The sequence below is a fragment of the Acinetobacter sp. ACIN00229 genome (assembly GCF_016106645.1).
GTDB lineage: Bacteria > Pseudomonadota > Gammaproteobacteria > Pseudomonadales > Moraxellaceae > Acinetobacter > Acinetobacter oleivorans.
In genome coordinates this window covers 165,494-180,671 of sequence record NZ_JADWOM010000007.1, presented here as the reverse complement: position 1 = coordinate 180,671, position 15,178 = coordinate 165,494, and the positions used below count along the sequence as shown (strand labels likewise).

The 15,178-nt window shown below is 38.6% G+C and carries 15 protein-coding genes, 4 tRNA genes and 1 riboswitch; of the genes, 14 read left to right on the top strand and 5 right to left on the bottom strand.

The genetic code is table 11. The features are described from left to right. Positions 1–104: 104 nt before the first annotated feature. Complete coding sequence (locus I7H67_RS08700) at positions 105–1,979, top strand: DNA primase (protein WP_198307600.1); 1,875 nt, start codon at positions 105–107, stop codon at positions 1,977–1,979. Here I7H67_RS08700 and hemA read toward each other — a convergent pair. Then, positions 1,976–3,259, bottom strand: coding sequence for a glutamyl-tRNA reductase (hemA, locus tag I7H67_RS08695; protein ID WP_004794195.1), 1,284 nt, complete (start codon positions 3,257–3,259; stop codon positions 1,976–1,978). The two genes, I7H67_RS08700 and hemA, sit on opposite strands and share 4 nt — an antisense overlap. Before the next feature lie 88 nt (positions 3,260–3,347). On the opposite strand from hemA, the gene I7H67_RS08690 reads away from it, so the two are divergent. The 11 genes from I7H67_RS08690 to panD all read left to right on the top strand — a co-directional run bounded on the left by I7H67_RS08690 (position 3,348) and on the right by panD (position 9,421). Continuing rightward, on the top strand, positions 3,348–5,057 hold the full coding sequence (locus I7H67_RS08690) for a tetratricopeptide repeat protein (RefSeq protein ID WP_198307616.1): 1,710 nt from the start codon (positions 3,348–3,350) through the stop codon (positions 5,055–5,057). Positions 5,058–5,061: 4 nt separating this feature from the next. Then, a complete protein-coding gene (gene lolB, locus I7H67_RS08685; protein ID WP_198307599.1) occupies positions 5,062–5,640 on the top strand; it encodes a lipoprotein insertase outer membrane protein LolB in 579 nt (192 codons plus the stop codon). Positions 5,641–5,658: 18 nt separating this feature from the next. Then, on the top strand, positions 5,659–6,492 hold the full coding sequence (gene ispE / locus I7H67_RS08680; protein ID WP_198307598.1) for a 4-(cytidine 5'-diphospho)-2-C-methyl-D-erythritol kinase: 834 nt from the start codon (positions 5,659–5,661) through the stop codon (positions 6,490–6,492). Next, positions 6,491–6,565: transfer RNA gene (locus I7H67_RS08675), tRNA-Gln, on the top strand. The genes ispE and I7H67_RS08675 overlap by 2 nt, the downstream gene beginning before the upstream one ends. 26 nt (positions 6,566–6,591) lie before the next feature. After that, a tRNA-Gln gene (locus I7H67_RS08670) sits at positions 6,592–6,666 on the top strand. Between the two features lie 20 nt (positions 6,667–6,686). Next, positions 6,687–6,761: transfer RNA gene (locus I7H67_RS08665), tRNA-Gln, on the top strand. Between the two features lie 91 nt (positions 6,762–6,852). Continuing rightward, positions 6,853–6,927 (top strand) — tRNA-Gln (locus tag I7H67_RS08660). A 36-nt stretch (positions 6,928–6,963) separates the two neighbouring features. Continuing rightward, positions 6,964–7,914 carry a ribose-phosphate pyrophosphokinase gene (locus I7H67_RS08655; protein WP_005303079.1) on the top strand — a complete coding sequence of 317 codons (951 nt, stop codon included), beginning with the start codon at positions 6,964–6,966 and terminating at the stop codon, positions 7,912–7,914. Positions 7,915–8,010: 96 nt separating this feature from the next. Beyond that, positions 8,011–8,307, top strand: coding sequence for a 50S ribosomal protein L25 (gene rplY, locus I7H67_RS08650; RefSeq protein WP_004794199.1), 297 nt, complete (start codon positions 8,011–8,013; stop codon positions 8,305–8,307). Positions 8,308–8,327: 20 nt separating this feature from the next. Further along, positions 8,328–8,909 (top strand): aminoacyl-tRNA hydrolase, encoded by a 582-nt coding sequence (gene pth / locus I7H67_RS08645; protein WP_003653332.1) that lies wholly within the window; start codon positions 8,328–8,330, stop codon positions 8,907–8,909. Between the two features lie 131 nt (positions 8,910–9,040). Continuing rightward, positions 9,041–9,421 carry an aspartate 1-decarboxylase gene (gene panD / locus I7H67_RS08640; RefSeq protein WP_133747958.1) on the top strand — a complete coding sequence of 127 codons (381 nt, stop codon included), beginning with the start codon at positions 9,041–9,043 and terminating at the stop codon, positions 9,419–9,421. A 55-nt stretch (positions 9,422–9,476) separates the two neighbouring features. Here the strand turns inward: panD and I7H67_RS08635 are convergent, their stop codons facing one another. Further along, positions 9,477–10,028, bottom strand: a complete 552-nt coding sequence (locus tag I7H67_RS08635) for a GDYXXLXY domain-containing protein (protein ID WP_198307597.1) — start codon at positions 10,026–10,028, stop codon at positions 9,477–9,479. Then, entirely contained in the window at positions 10,025–11,815 is a 1,791-nt protein-coding gene (locus I7H67_RS08630) for a DUF2157 domain-containing protein (RefSeq protein WP_198307596.1), read from the bottom strand. The genes I7H67_RS08635 and I7H67_RS08630 overlap by 4 nt, the downstream gene beginning before the upstream one ends. A gap of 176 nt (positions 11,816–11,991) precedes the next feature. After that, positions 11,992–12,142, top strand: a riboswitch (FMN riboswitch). Between the two features lie 90 nt (positions 12,143–12,232). Here I7H67_RS08630 and ribB point away from each other — a divergent pair. Next, a complete protein-coding gene (ribB, locus tag I7H67_RS08625; protein ID WP_198307595.1) occupies positions 12,233–12,892 on the top strand; it encodes a 3,4-dihydroxy-2-butanone-4-phosphate synthase in 660 nt (219 codons plus the stop codon). 59 nt (positions 12,893–12,951) lie between these two features. Here the strand turns inward: ribB and I7H67_RS08620 are convergent, their stop codons facing one another. Then, entirely contained in the window at positions 12,952–13,626 is a 675-nt protein-coding gene (locus I7H67_RS08620; protein WP_198307594.1) for an HAD-IA family hydrolase, read from the bottom strand. A gap of 97 nt (positions 13,627–13,723) precedes the next feature. Between I7H67_RS08620 and I7H67_RS08615 the strand changes: the two genes are divergently transcribed. Continuing rightward, entirely contained in the window at positions 13,724–14,491 is a 768-nt protein-coding gene (locus tag I7H67_RS08615) for a hydroxymethylpyrimidine/phosphomethylpyrimidine kinase (RefSeq protein WP_198307593.1), read from the top strand. Positions 14,492–14,533: 42 nt separating this feature from the next. Here I7H67_RS08615 and lysM read toward each other — a convergent pair whose 3' ends face one another. Then, on the bottom strand, positions 14,534–15,007 hold the full coding sequence (gene lysM, locus I7H67_RS08610; RefSeq protein WP_005303067.1) for a peptidoglycan-binding protein LysM: 474 nt from the start codon (positions 15,005–15,007) through the stop codon (positions 14,534–14,536). Positions 15,008–15,178 lie beyond the last annotated feature (171 nt).

Here is a 15,178-nt window from a genome sequence, read left to right as displayed (position 1 = left end):
TTGTTTTTATAAAATATTAAAATATTTATTGTGTAGATCTTGCCTCATCATGTCAGAATATTCTGACTCACTCTCTCATCAGTTTTAATACGGTTATCTGAATTATGGCAATTCCACAACATACGATTGATCAGATTTTAGATCGCACAGATATTGTCGATCTGATTGGTCAACGTGTGAAACTGAAAAAGACGGGACGTACATATTCCGGCTGTTGCCCTTTTCATCAAGAAAAAACGCCATCGTTCCATGTCTATCGCGACAAGCAGTATTATCACTGCTTTGGTTGTCAGGCTAACGGGAACGCGATCCGATTTCTCATGGACATCGATAACCGAAATTTTATAGATGTCATGAAGGAGCTATCGAGTAGCGCTGGAGTCGAACTACCGAAAGATAATACTGAAAATAAAAAGCTGTCTTATACCCGTCAGGTTACGAAACCACCAGTTGCTAAAGCAAATACGGCGGAGCCTGTAACTCCAACTCCACAACAACCAACTGATGAAAGCTATAACACGCTTGAACCTGTATTTTTTGATGATCCATTTGCTCAGTTTGAGCAGCCTTTTAGTTTTGATGAACCAGTTCAAGAAGGTAATTTATATGACTTACTGGAAAATGTTGCTCAGTTCTATGAGCACCAATTACCTAATAGTCAAAAGGCAAAAAACTACTTTAAACAACGTGGCTTAACTAATCAGACTATTCAGTTTTGGCGCTTGGGCTATGCACCAGAAGACTGGCAACACTTAGAAAAAGCTTTTCCTTATGACATTGATGGTTTAAAACAACTTGGACTTATTCGTTCAAGCGATAGTGGCCGTGATTTTGACTTATTACGTGACCGTGTCATTTTCCCGATTCGAGACCCAAAAGGTCGCGTCGTTGGTTTTGGTGGACGTGCCTTAAATGATGAAATCAAACCCAAATATATCAACTCACCTGACTCAGAAGTCTTTCACAAGAATCAGCTACTTTATGGGCTTTATGAAGGCAGAAAACTTAAGTCTAGCGACTGGTTGATGGTTGAAGGCTACATGGATGTCATTGCGCTTCAGCAATATGGCATTACAGGGGCTGTCGCAACTTTAGGGACTGCAAGTAATACAGAACATCTTAATATTTTATTTAAACAAAATAGCCGAATTACCATTGCTTTTGACGGTGATGCTGCGGGTCAAAAAGCAGCACGCAGAACGCTAGAAATTGCTTTACCACTTCTCAATGATGGCCGTGAACTCAAATTTTTCGTTCTACCAAATGACCAGGATCCGGACTCTCTTATTCGTCGTGAAGGGCTTGAAAATTTCCAGAAACTATTACAACAGGCCCCTCTTTTGTCTGATTTTGTGTTTGCCCATTTAACAGGTCAACACGACATTAGCACTCCTGAAGGCAAAAGCTTGGTCATGGGTGAACTCAGGGAACTAACTGAACTATTACCCAAACAGGGTTCTTTCCGTTATTTACTTAATCAATCTTTCCGTGAAAAACTCGGACTAGGTAAACGTTTTACCCCACAAGTTAGTCACGATGCATCGTTATCATTTAATATTCAAACGAAAGATGAAGACTTTGCTGTCGCAATTTTGATGCATCATCCATTCCTTTATATTCATTTTGAAGGATTACGTGCCTATATTCCCCAAGATGAGTTATTAGCTAAAATATTAGCAACTTTAAACCGTATATTTGATGAATTGCCTGATGACCAAGAGCTAGCGACTTATTATGTTTTAGGTGCATGCAGCAGTTATTGCCATGAAATTGCAGATATTATGCAAAGGACCAATATCCAGGCATTAACTCAAGCACCTGAAGTGGCTGACAAGTTAGCTCAAGAATATGCGTTAGGCTTAAAAGAAAGATATTTACGTCAAAAGCTTAAGTCACCGATTTCTCTGATTGAATCAAGAAATTTAAGACAGCAACTCAATGAATTAACAAAACAAATTAGTTTAAGACTGTTGTCTTAATGTTTTGGCTTACGCTCATGGTCAAAGACGTCCTGTAAATGCTGTTGTAGCCATTCTAAATAATCAGGATTTTCTGCCTTGGCAGCTTCGCGTAGCAAAATAGATGTCGGATGCATAAGCTTTTGCGTCAAACGATGCGCAAATTGCTGTAATACTTGTTCAGCATTTTCACCATGATGCAAAGCCTCTAATGCGTGCGTAAGCTCTTGTTGACTAATTTCTTCACTATGTTGGCGGTAAGCATGAATTGTGCTGCCAGCCTCTTTAACTTTCTGATGAGTAATAAGCTGGGTAGCTAACTGATTAACCATGACTTCTGCTTCAACAGCGGCCTGACGTCGTTGAGCAAGATTTTCATCAATCACACTTTGTAAATCATCAACACCATACAAATAGACCCCATCAAGCGCTTCAACTTTAGGATCTATATCACGAGGTACGGCTAAATCAACCATTAACATTTGTTGATAGCGACGTTTCTTTAATGCAGCCTTAACATCTGGATAAGCAATAACTTGATATAAACTACCAGTACAGCTAGACACAACATCAGCACGATATAAATTTTCAGCCAATGCTGAAAAATCAATAATTTCAACTTCAACTTGATGTGAAATCTCTTGAGCCAATTGGTCAGCACGCTCACGGCTACGGTTACAAATAATAATTTTGGCAACACCCATTTCAGCCAGATGTTTAGCAACTAAACTATTCATTTCACCTGCTGCAACGACCATTACAGTAAGTTTTTCGGGCTTACTAAAGACCTGTAAAGCTAATTGCGCTACTGCATACCCCATCGAAACCGCATGACTACCCACCGCCGTTTCGGAACGTACACGTTTAGCAGCATAAAAAGCATATTCAAAAACACTGTTTAATTCAGGAGAAACCGTTTGAGCTTCTTTAGACAATGCTAAAGCACTTTTAACCTGCCCTAAAATTTGCGGCTCACCTAACATGAGAGAGTCAAGACCACTCGCTACTCGCATTAAATGTGTAATAGCCTGCGTGTTCTCGTAACGATAAACATGATGAATTAAGTGCTGTACATCAATATTATTGGCATCGGCTAACCATTTCAGAAGGCTTTCGGCATTTTCTGCCATGGCATACACTTCTGTGCGGTTACACGTCGAAACGACCACCAAATCCTTTAAGTTCTGGTGATGGTTTTGTTCGGCAAGCAAACGACTTAATCGCTCTGCATTGAAAGCAATTTTTTCGCGGAGTTCGACAGAAGCTGTTTGATGGTTGACACCCAATGCAAAGAAAGACATATCAGATCATCATTTCGCTAAATTTATGCTATTGTGCAACATCGGTGTCATAAAAAGCATTACTTTGGATCAATAAAAATTGCGTCAAATGAATAGCCGTATTAATTTTAACGGTGCTTCGATAAGACAGTATTCTACCACATTCTTATTGTTAGGTAGCATGTCCTCGCATGTCTATGCACGTCCTGTGCAAGAGACCTATACCGTGCATTCATTTGATCAGGCCTTAGAACAAACTATGGTCGCTGAATTTGCTCTGGCTTATGATGATATTCCTAACGCTTTGCACAATTACACAGTGCTCGCAATTAAAAGCAACTCTACCTCAATTAAACAACGAGCTTTAGATGTTGCTCTTGAATATAATGACTTACAAGCCGCTTTAAATATTGCTACACATTGGGTAGCTCAAGAGCCAAAAGATGTGCCGGCTTTATTCTATTTGTCACATATTGCCTTAAAAACACATGAATACCAGCTTGCCGCTGAAACATTAGATAAAATTTTAAAAATAGATCCGACTGCTGATTTAGAACAAATTTTAGCAAGTATTGCTCCAGAAAATGCTCAAGATCGAGATGTACTATTAACAGCTTTACGCTCTAGTGCTGAAAAAGATAACCCTTCTATTTTAGCACTCATCGCCAACTTAGAAGCCCAAAATGGCCAATTAGAATCTGCTCTAACCAACATTAACAAGGCATTACGCCGACGTCCTAAAGTGACGAGCTTTATTTTAATGAAAGCTAACCTGCTCATTGCTCTGAGCGATCAAGAAGGTGCACTTAAATGGTATGCGAAGTCCAGCCGTAAATATAAGAAAAATTTAGACATTCGTTTAGCTGAAATCCGCTATCTCATACAAATCAATCAATCTCAACTCGCGTTAGAAAAGCTCGAAAACGTTATAGAAGCTAATCCTAAAGCTGAAGAAGCATTATTTATTGCAGGCTTAACCAGTATCGATTTAAAGCAGTATGACAAAGCAGAACAATATCTTGTTGATCTACGAAACTCTGCAAAATATCAAAATGAAGCCTATTACTACTTAGCAATTAATGCAGAACGTAAACAACATTATGAAACCGCAAAAGCTTACTATCGTTTAGTCGATGGCAGCTTATACGTCGTTTCCAGACGCAATCTGATTGCAATATATGATAAACAAGAAAATTTACATGATGCTTTACGGTTCCTCACGCAAGAACGCGTAAATTATCCCCAACATGCGAGTTTCTTATATCAAGCTCAAGCTGAAATCTTAAAGAAAATGGGCAATAAAAAAGCTGCATTAAACTTATTAGATGAAGCGATAAAGAATTTACCCGATGATCCGGAACTCATTTACGCAGAAATTTTATTACTTGATCCGTATACTGACAGAGATAAACTCGACAAAACATTAAAACAATTACTACAACTTGAGCCTAACAGTCCAACCTACCTCAATGCATATGCTTATACATTAGCCCTGCAAAACCGTCGGCTAAAAGAAGCACGTCAATATGCAGAGCAAGCTTTAGAATATGCACCGGAACAAGCCTCAATTCTTGATACGCTGGGCTATATTGCATTTTTACAGAATGATTATGAAGCCGCGGCAGAGGCTTTAGGCAAAGCTTATGAACTTAGTCACAATATAAATATTGGCGTTCGCTATGCTAAAGCATTGTATATGCAAGGATCATTAACTCAATTTAGCGCTGTGTTACAACAACTGAAACAAAAACATGCCAATGATCCACAATTACAACAGCTTGATGCGTTAATTTTACCTACATCTGCAAAAAAGAGTTAAATATATGAGCAAATTTGCCCAACTGTGCACAGCGATCTGTGGATCAAGTGTATTATTTCTAACCGGTTGTCAGCATTTTACTCAACCAAAACCTGCGGTTACCCAGCAAGTTCAAGATGAAAAACACTTTAATTTACAAGGTAAAATCGGGGTTCGCACACCACAGCAAACCGGTAGTGCTTTTTTCACATGGGTTCAACAACAAGATAATTTTGATATTGAATTAAGCGGTATTTTAGGCGTAGGAAAAACCCAAATTCAGGGCAAACCCGGTGAAGTGAAGTTAAATAGTGCGAAAACTGGATTAATTACTGCTGCCTCTCCAGAAGAGCTTTTAGAGCGTGCAACTGGTTGGCAAGCACCAATTACTCATTTAACGAGTTGGATTTTAGCCAAACCTGCAACTTTAAGTGCTCGGATCAGTAAAGATAATGAAAATCGTGTAAACCAACTGATTGAAGATGGCTGGACTGTTAATTTTAGCTATGATGGCGAACAAACTTTGCCAAACAAACTGGTTTTAAAGCAAGCTCTTGCTGAAGATAAAGAAAACCGTATTACAATGGTCATCCAAAACCGTTAAGTCTAATTATATAAATCTATGATTCGAGTTCCTTCTCCAGCTAAGCTCAACCTGTTTTTGCATATTACAGGCCGACGCGAAAATGGTTATCACGAGTTACAAACTATTTTCCAACTTATTGATTTATATGACTGGATGATATTTACGCCGACTTTGGATGAACAAATCGAAATTGATGGATTGAGTGAAGTCAGACCTGAAGAAAACCTGATTTATCGGGCTGCTCAAATACTAAGACCGCATGCAAAAAAATTCTGCGGTCTACACATCAAAATTGAAAAAAATATTCCAATGGGTGCAGGTCTAGGCGGAGGTTCATCCAATGCTGCCACAACCCTGATTGTGTTAAATCAATTATGGGAATGTGGACTAAATCAAGAACAACTTGCGGACTATGGAGTGAAGCTTGGTGCCGATGTTCCTATTTTTATTTATGGTAAAAATGCATGGGCTGAAGGTATTGGTGAACATTTATCATTCATAGACTTAGATCAAAAACAGTTCATTATTTTAAAACCTGATTGTTTTATCAGCACTCAATTGCTTTTTTCACAAAAAACATTGACAAGAGACTCTAAGACCACTAAATTTTGCGCCTATCAGTTAGAACCTTCTAATTTTGGAAATAACTTTGAGCCATTAGCTCGGCAGTTATACCCTGAAGTAGAAGAAGCAATGCGATATTTAGACCAGTTTGGTCAAGCAAAGCTTACAGGTACAGGTGCTTGTGTTTTTATTGAAGTAACGAATGAAATGAATATTGATGAAATTCTTAACCATTCACCTTGTAAATCTTACTTGGTAAATAGTTTAAAAGAATCTCCTCTTAATCATTTTAAGGTTACAAGTTAGGGGCGTCGCCAAGTGGTAAGGCACCGGGTTTTGATCTCGGCATCCGTTGGTTCGAATCCAGCCGCCCCTGCCAACCTCACCTGTAATGATGATTATATTAGGGGCGTCGCCAAGTGGTAAGGCACCGGGTTTTGATCTCGGCATCCGTTGGTTCGAATCCAGCCGCCCCTGCCATCATATATATCATCGAATTTAGGGGCGTCGCCAAGTGGTAAGGCACCGGGTTTTGATCTCGGCATCCGTTGGTTCGAATCCAGCCGCCCCTGCCATTCTCTTATTTTAAAGACAGACTTAATTGCTATGCTTTTTGTTGATTAATCTTGACATTGCATTGCAAAAATATTAAAGTTCTGCCGCATTAGGGGCGTCGCCAAGTGGTAAGGCACCGGGTTTTGATCTCGGCATCCGTTGGTTCGAATCCAGCCGCCCCTGCCATCTATTTAATTACATACCAACCGCCAAGGGTGCTTCATGCCCAATCTTGTCGTTTTTAGTGGAAATGCTCATCCACAGTTCGCTCAAAAAGTCGTAAGTCACTTACATATCCCTCTAGGTGCTGCATCAGTCGGTCACTTTTCTGATGGAGAAATTTCAGTAGAAATTACTGAAAATGTTCGTGGTAAAGACGTATTTATCGTTCAGCCTACTTGTGCCCCTACCAATGATAACCTTATGGAAATCTTGGTTATGGCAGACGCTTTGCGTCGTGCAAGTGCTGGTCGTATTACCGCTGTTATCCCTTATTTTGGTTATGCTCGCCAAGACCGTCGTCCACGTTCTGCACGTGTACCGATTACAGCTAAAGTTGTTGCAGACATGCTTACCACTGTTGGTATTGATCGTGTCGTAATGATTGACTTACATGCTGACCAAATTCAGGGTTTCTTCGATATTCCAGTCGACAACATCTACGGTACTCCTGCTTTGCTTGCTGACTTACGTCAACAACAGCATGACAACCTTATGGTGGTTTCTCCTGACGTTGGTGGTGTAGTACGTGCTCGTGCCGTTGCCAAACAGATGGGTGACATCGATTTAGCAATTATTGACAAACGTCGTCAAAAAGCCAATGAGTCGCAAGTTATGCACTTAATTGGTGACGTAAAAGATCGTGATTGCGTTATCGTAGATGACATGGTTGATACTGCCGGTACACTGTGCAAAGCAGCTGATGCGCTTAAGCAATTTGGTGCACGCCGTGTAGTTGCATACGCAACTCACCCTGTACTTTCTGGCAAGGCTATTGAAAACTTACGTAATTCAGTTATTGATGAATTGGTTGTCACTGACACCATTCCTCTTTCTGATGAAGCATTAACCTTGGGCAAAATCCGTCAGGTTTCTGTTGCTAGCATGGTTGCTGAAACGATTCGTCGTATTAATAACGAAGAATCTATCAGTGCGATGTTCGATAGTTTATAATACCGCAGCTTTTATGAACCCTGGCCTTGGCTGGGGTTTTCTATCACTAAACTGGTCGCAAGTTTAGTATATTTAAACTTTAATGAGGATTTACTCATGGCAAACTTCGTATTAAACGCTCAAGCGCGTGCTGAAGACAAACAAGGGAAAGGTGCGAGCCGCCGCCTTCGTCACGAAGCATTAATTCCAGCTATCATTTATGGTGGCAATGCTGAGCCTGTAGCTATTACTTTAGAACTTCGTGAGCTTGTAAAAGCTTTAGAAAACAATGCTTTCTTTGAAGAAGTTGTAGAAATCAAAGTAGGCGACAAAGTTGAAAACGTTAAAATCCAAGCGTTACAACGTCACCCATCTAAAAACACTCCTATGCACGCTGACTTCAAACGCGCATAAGTGTTGAAAGGCGTAGATTAGTGTCAAATATTTCGCTAATTGTTGGTTTGGGCAATCCTGGTTCAGAATATGCCCAAACCCGCCATAATGCAGGCTTTTGGTTCATTGAACAGCTTGCTAATAAATATGGCATTACATTAAAAAATGATCCGAAATTTCACGGAATCAGTGGACGTGGTAATATAGAAGGACACGATGTCCGTCTACTTCTACCCACTACATTTATGAACCGTTCTGGACAAAGTGTAGTTCCATTTGCAAAATTTTATCAAATTGCTCCCGAAGCAATTTTGATTGCTCATGATGAACTTGATATGAATCCTGGTGTAATTCGCTTAAAAACAGGCGGAGGACATGGCGGTCATAACGGTTTACGTGACATTGTCCCTCATATTGGTCCAAATTTTCATCGTTTACGTATTGGTATCGGACATCCTGGCTCAAAAGAAAGAGTTTCAGGTCACGTACTTGGAAAAGCACCAAGTAGTGAACAAAGTCTGATGGATGCTGCAATTGATCATGCCCTTTCTAAAGTGAAACTACTTGTTCAAGGACAAGTTCCACAGGCCATGAATCAAATTAATGCATATAAACCCACTTAAATTGTTGAACAATCATGCTTGCTATCTTGCTTTTTTAGGAGCAAAATGCGCATCAGCCACTTTGCCAACCGCAAAAGCTAAAGATTTCACCATAAGATCTACATCTTAGGTCTACTCAGGAGACGCTAGCCATGCTATCTCGTTTATTAAAATGCAAAATTCACCGTGCAGTTGTAACCCATGCTGAACTTCACTATGAAGGTTCTTGTGCAATTGATGGCGTATTGATGGACTTAGCTGGTATTCGTGAATATGAAGAAATTCATGTTTGGAATGTAACCAATGGCAAACGCTTCACGACTTATGCGATTCGTGGTGAAGATAACTCTGGAATTATTTCAGTAAACGGCGGTGCTGCACATCAAGCAGACGTTGGTGATCTCGTCATTATTGCTACATTTGGTGATTTTACTGAAGCTGAAGCAAACATGCATAAACCACGTTTGGTCTATGCAAACCCAAATAATACAGTCAACCACACAGCGAATTGTATCCCTGTTCAAGTTGCTTAATTTCTTCTAAGAATAAAAAAGCCCGCTTTGACGGGCTTTTATAATTTTATAAATCCTAAATCGTTCCTTCCCACCAGTTCTTTTGCTGTTTGCAATTCAATGGTTGAAGCCCCTCTCCTCGCAAATCAAACAGAATCGCCTCTCCTTTTGTATTTACCTTAAATTCAGCATACTTTGCTTTCTGATAGCATTGAGCTAGACCTTCAGCAAACAAGAAACTTCGTGAAGCGGGATATAAAGCCTGTAAACGATTTTCAGGATTTTTTAAAATTAAGCTTTGCCCAGCAAATGAATTGTTAGTATCTAAAATTGTACGAACTACTCGATTTTGTGAATCCAAAATAACTTTTGCTTGAACAGAAGAATGATTAAAAATTACCTGATCTAGAGCCTCACTCTCACTTCCTGCAAGAGCTTTAAGAGATTGTAAATTTAACTTATAAGCCAGTGCCATATAGTCCCCTTGTAAAATTGAACGCGGGTCGACTGGTCTAAGCTCAATAAATATACTTTTACTATGATGCAGATGCCATTCGTTTTTTGCCACTAATCCTACAAAGATTAATAGGGTGACTAATGCAAGAATAAGAGAAAAATACTTTTTCATTCTTTCTCTCCTTCAACTTCAACGAGTTCATCTTTATTTTCACGATGAAGTAACCATGACAGAGCAAAGAGAACAACACCAGAAATAAAAATTGAAGCACTCTTGGCTAGAAAAGTTATTTGTAAGTTGTAGTAGAGCTGCCAGAACACTAAAACTAATACAGCCAAGCTAACTCCATAAACTATATAATCTTTCTTTTTTAATGCCCACGTTAAAATAATGAACAGGATAAAAATTTCAAAATAGCCAAGTGTAATAAGCAATATGCCAAAAATTAAAAAGGCAAAAAAAGTGACTCCATGAAGTTGTCTATATAAATGAAAAATACCAAAACATAGCAACCATAGACTAGGTAGCAAATACAAAACCCATAGCTGCTGACCTATCGAACTCTCTGGAATTAACCCCATAAAAGCATCAAAAAAAGAAGCTACTAGAATTACTACAAGCACACATAAAAAAATACTACGCTCATATAACGCTATTGATTCACTCTTAGGCAACAGCACCAAACTAAAAACCAAGTAACTGAGCAAAGTTAAATTTAAATAGGTCTGATTAGAATGTATTGACCACAATGAATGGTCTAATTGCAGCAAGTAGATAAAAGCGATGCCATATGTAGCAAGCAATTGAATTAAAATGAAGAACCAATGCGGTTTAAGGAAATAACTGATACATAGAATAAAAATCTGCGCAATTAAAACCCATAGAATTTGATCTGTTTCGGAACCAAGATGAAATAAGAAAGCAGTCTGTCCACTGATAAATAAACAATAAGCAAATTGTCGAAAGAAATAGCTTTGTGATTTCTTTAAAAGAATAAAAGCTAGTCCAACAAAAATAATTCCAATAACTAAAGAAATGGCCTCCCAAAACACCAGTGTAAAAGCTGCAAGTGCTAGACCTGCAAGCCAAGCACCAATTGCCAATGGAATGACATAAAAGCGGCTTTGACGAAAAATTTTTATTAAAAGATAACTAATCAGTGCAAACCAAATAAAAATAATGCCCGCAATCAATAAAAAGATAAATTCATTAGAATCTTTAAATAAGTTATTAATCCCATCTACAAGCCATATTGTTGCAGTCACACCAAGAACAGCAGCCATCAAACTGGCACATAACTGATCATCTTTTTTGAAGAAATAATAAAAAGCGATGAGTCCTGAAAAGAAAGCCGAGATCAGATAAGTAATATTTTCATTCGATAAATATTGGATCATTCCAATGATTGAAATAACTGCAAACCAAGCGATAAAAACAAATCTTAAAGCACGATACTTCTTTATACACACCCCAAACTCGACCAGGCTTAATAAATTTAGAGCGAACAGATATAAATATGGAAACTTTTCTGACCAAAAAGTCTGTTTAAAAAATAAAAAAAGTGTGAGCTGGCTGGTTATACAAATTAGACCAAAAATTCCAATATTCGGTCGATATAGCCACGGTAGTAAAAGCAATGTCCAAATTAAAAAAAGCAAATAACTATCTGCACCAGTTTGATAAACCTGTCCGATAACGGCCGAGCTTAAGCCTATCATCAAGCCACAAATACTGTGTAAGGTCTGCCTAACACCTTCAGTTAAGGTATCTTTTACACTGAACCATGCTGTCACAAGTAATATAAGGGGCGGGATAGCGAGTTGAATGCTATCTGGAAGCATCAACCAGTTAGCAGCAATTAAATAAAGAATACTTACCGCCATAAATACATAACTGAAAATATGGAGATGCTGAATAAATGAGCTATTTGTTAGAGGATAATCGTCTCTTATCTGCATGAAACACCTATTTTATTTATAATTTTCTATAAAAAACATAGCATTCCATTTTCATATCAACAAGTAAGCTCGTGTTAAAAAGCCTAATTCTGTTTATGAAAATACTTATTCATAATGAGACTTAGCATTCTACAAAAGCATCTAGCCAATTTTGCCAAGCGCGCTATAATAAAACCCATCGCTTCAGGGCGGGGTGTAATTCCCCACCGGTGGTAAAGTTAATTTTTATGATTAGATTAACAAGCCCACGAGCTTAAATTGTGTAATTTGAGCAGATTTGGTGAAACTCCAAAGCCGACGGTATAGTCCGGATGAAAGAAGACGACGAACTGGGATAAATCCGTTTTATTTCAGTGCCAGCCTGTTTTTACATCAGTCCTGAAATGTTCAACCGTATTTTTACGAGAGCGTTTCATTATGTCTAGCTTAATTCAACCAGAACTTTTTTTCTCAGCCCTCTCTCCTGCTGAGCAGCGCATTCAACAAGCATTAGAAGATATCCGTAAAGGTAAACCTATCTTGGTTATGGATGACTTTGATCGCGAAAATGAAGCTGATCTCATTGTTGCAGCCGAAACGTTAACGGTAGAAACAATGGCACGCATGATTCGTGATGGCTCGGGTATCGTATGTTTATGCCTTACAGAAGAGCTAGCAGATCATCTAGAACTACCACCAATGGTTTCTCAAAACTCGAGCCAGTTTCATACTGCATTTACAGTGACCATTGAAGCTGCTCAAGGTGTTACTACAGGTGTTTCTGCTAAAGACCGTGTTACTACCATTCAAACTGCAATTAAAGATGGTGCTGTCCCAAGCGATCTTAATCGTCCAGGTCACGTTTTTCCATTACGTGCTCGTAATGGTGGAGTGCTTACTCGACGTGGTCATACTGAAGGAACAATTGATCTCGCAAGATTAGCCGGTTTAAAACCTGCTGGTGTGTTATGTGAATTGACTAACCCAGATGGCACTATGGCATCAGGTATTCAAGTTTTAGCATATGCCCAAACTCATCACTTAACTGTGATTACAATTGAAGAACTTGTTCAATACCGTCAACAACACGGTGTTTAAATAAAAAAAGGTTTGGCTTTATATCAAAGCCAAACCTTTAAATTAAATCTTACTTATATTTAAGAAACTTTCTTTTGTGCTGCCACTTCTTCAACATAGTCCAAGAGTTCAGAGAATTGATTAATCATTGCTTTTGGCTGTGCTTGAGCAAGTTCCTCTGCTGTTCCATAACCATAAGTCACAGCGACTGCCTCAATACCATTATGACGTGCACCTAAAACATCATATTGACGGTCACCTACCATTAAGCATTCTTCTGGGTTTAGTTGCTCATGCTCAAGAATATAATGAATGAGTTCAGCTTTATTGGTGCGCTCACCTGTCAATTCACTGCCATAAATATCTACAAAATATTGGCTTAACTCAAAATGATCCAAGATACGTTTTGCATAAATCGTTGGTTTAGCAGTGGCAACAAATAAACGATACCCTTCCTTTTTTAACGCTTTAAGTGTCTGTACAACAGAAGGATATACTTCATTTTCAAATAAACCAATCACCGAGAAACGCTCGCGATAAGCAAATAGAGCTTGTTCAGCTAACGCATCATCTTGAGTAGCCAACAATTTTGCGAGTGAAGGTTTTAAGGGGGGGCCAATGGTCCAGTCAATATTTAAATCGGCAGCCAATGGATAGCCTAGTTTTTCCATTGCATAGCGAATTGAAGTATGGATACCAACCTTTGGGTCTGTTAGGGTTCCATCTAAATCAATCAAAATATGTTTTATAGCCATTCAATCACTAACCCAGTAAAGTATTTAATTCAATTGGTCGAGAGTTTAATCAAACTCTCTTATACTAACGTAAATTTAAATTGAAAAGGAAATAACCGTGCGTCCAACCGTACTTTGTTTCTCGGGTTTAGACCCTTCAGGTGGTGCAGGTTTACAAGCTGATATTGAAGCAATTGGACAAAGTGGTGCTCATGCAGCAATTGCATGTACAGCGCTTACCATTCAGAACTCACAACAAGTATTTGGCTTCGAAGCAACCTCAAAAGAACTCTTATTAGCTCAAGCCAATGCCGTTGTTGGTGATTTACCAATTAAATGCGTTAAGTCAGGCATGCTTGGCACTACAGATAATATTGCTGCTCTAGCTGAATTTCTTCGCGCACACCCTGACTATCAATATGTACTTGATCCAGTTTTAGTGGCAAACAGTGGTGGCTCTTTAGGTGATCAAGCGACTCTTGTTAAAGCATTTGTTGAGCTTATTCCCCTAGCCACTATTATTACTCCCAACACAGTCGAATTACGTGCATTAACTGGTACAGATGACTTAGACCAAGCAACCAAAAAACTTTTTGAAATGGGTGCTAAAGCTGTATTAGTTAAAGGTGGACACGAAGATACACCAGATCATATTAAAAATAGTTTATATATTAATGATGAACTTGCAGCGAGTAGTAGCTGCCCACGCTTAGATGGAGAATATCATGGATCAGGTTGTTCTTTAGCTAGTTTTATTGCGGGTCGTTTAGCTTTAGGTGATTCTTTGAAAATTGCAGTTCAGCATGCTGAAACATGGTTATTCGGTGTTTTAAAGAATGCTGACACTCCAGTGCCGAATGGGCAAAAAATACCAAAAAGATTCTAAAAAGAAAAAAGGCGCCAAAAGCGCCTTTTTTCTTATCCTCAATTATTGAGGAATACGTAAAACCTGTCCAGGGAAGATCTCATCTGGATCTTTTAACATTGGTTTATTTGCTTCAAAGATTTTTGGATACTGATTTGCATCACCGTAAAATTCTTTCGCAATTTTTGAAAGATTGTCACCAGATTTCACTGTATAAAACTTACTTTCTGGTTCAGGAGTTGCAACAGTCATCTGGTCATCTACTTGTGCCACATGATCAATGTTTCCAACAATAAGAATAATTTTTTCTTTATCTGCTTGGCTTTTTACCTGCCCTTTAATAATTGCAGTATCTGTAGCACCATTATAGGTTACAGATAAGCCCTCTACCCCTAAGCCTAAACTTTTAATTAAACCTAATAATTTATTTGCAACTTCTTGTGCAGAAGGTTCTGCTGGTGTTGCCGGAGCCGGTTGTGGTTCTGCAGGAGCGGTATTTTTCTTACCAATACCTTTTACAAAATCAAAAAGACCCATCTTTTAGTCCTCATATTATTGTTTATAGTAAAGTCATTAAACTGACCTTTATTGTTATACTTCAAAAAAGTTATGCCTCTGCTATCAATTGAGGTTGATCTTGTAAAAATATGTATCTCTTAAATTTTTTCTCCAATAAAAAAAAGCCACCTTACGGTGGCCTTCTTTTTA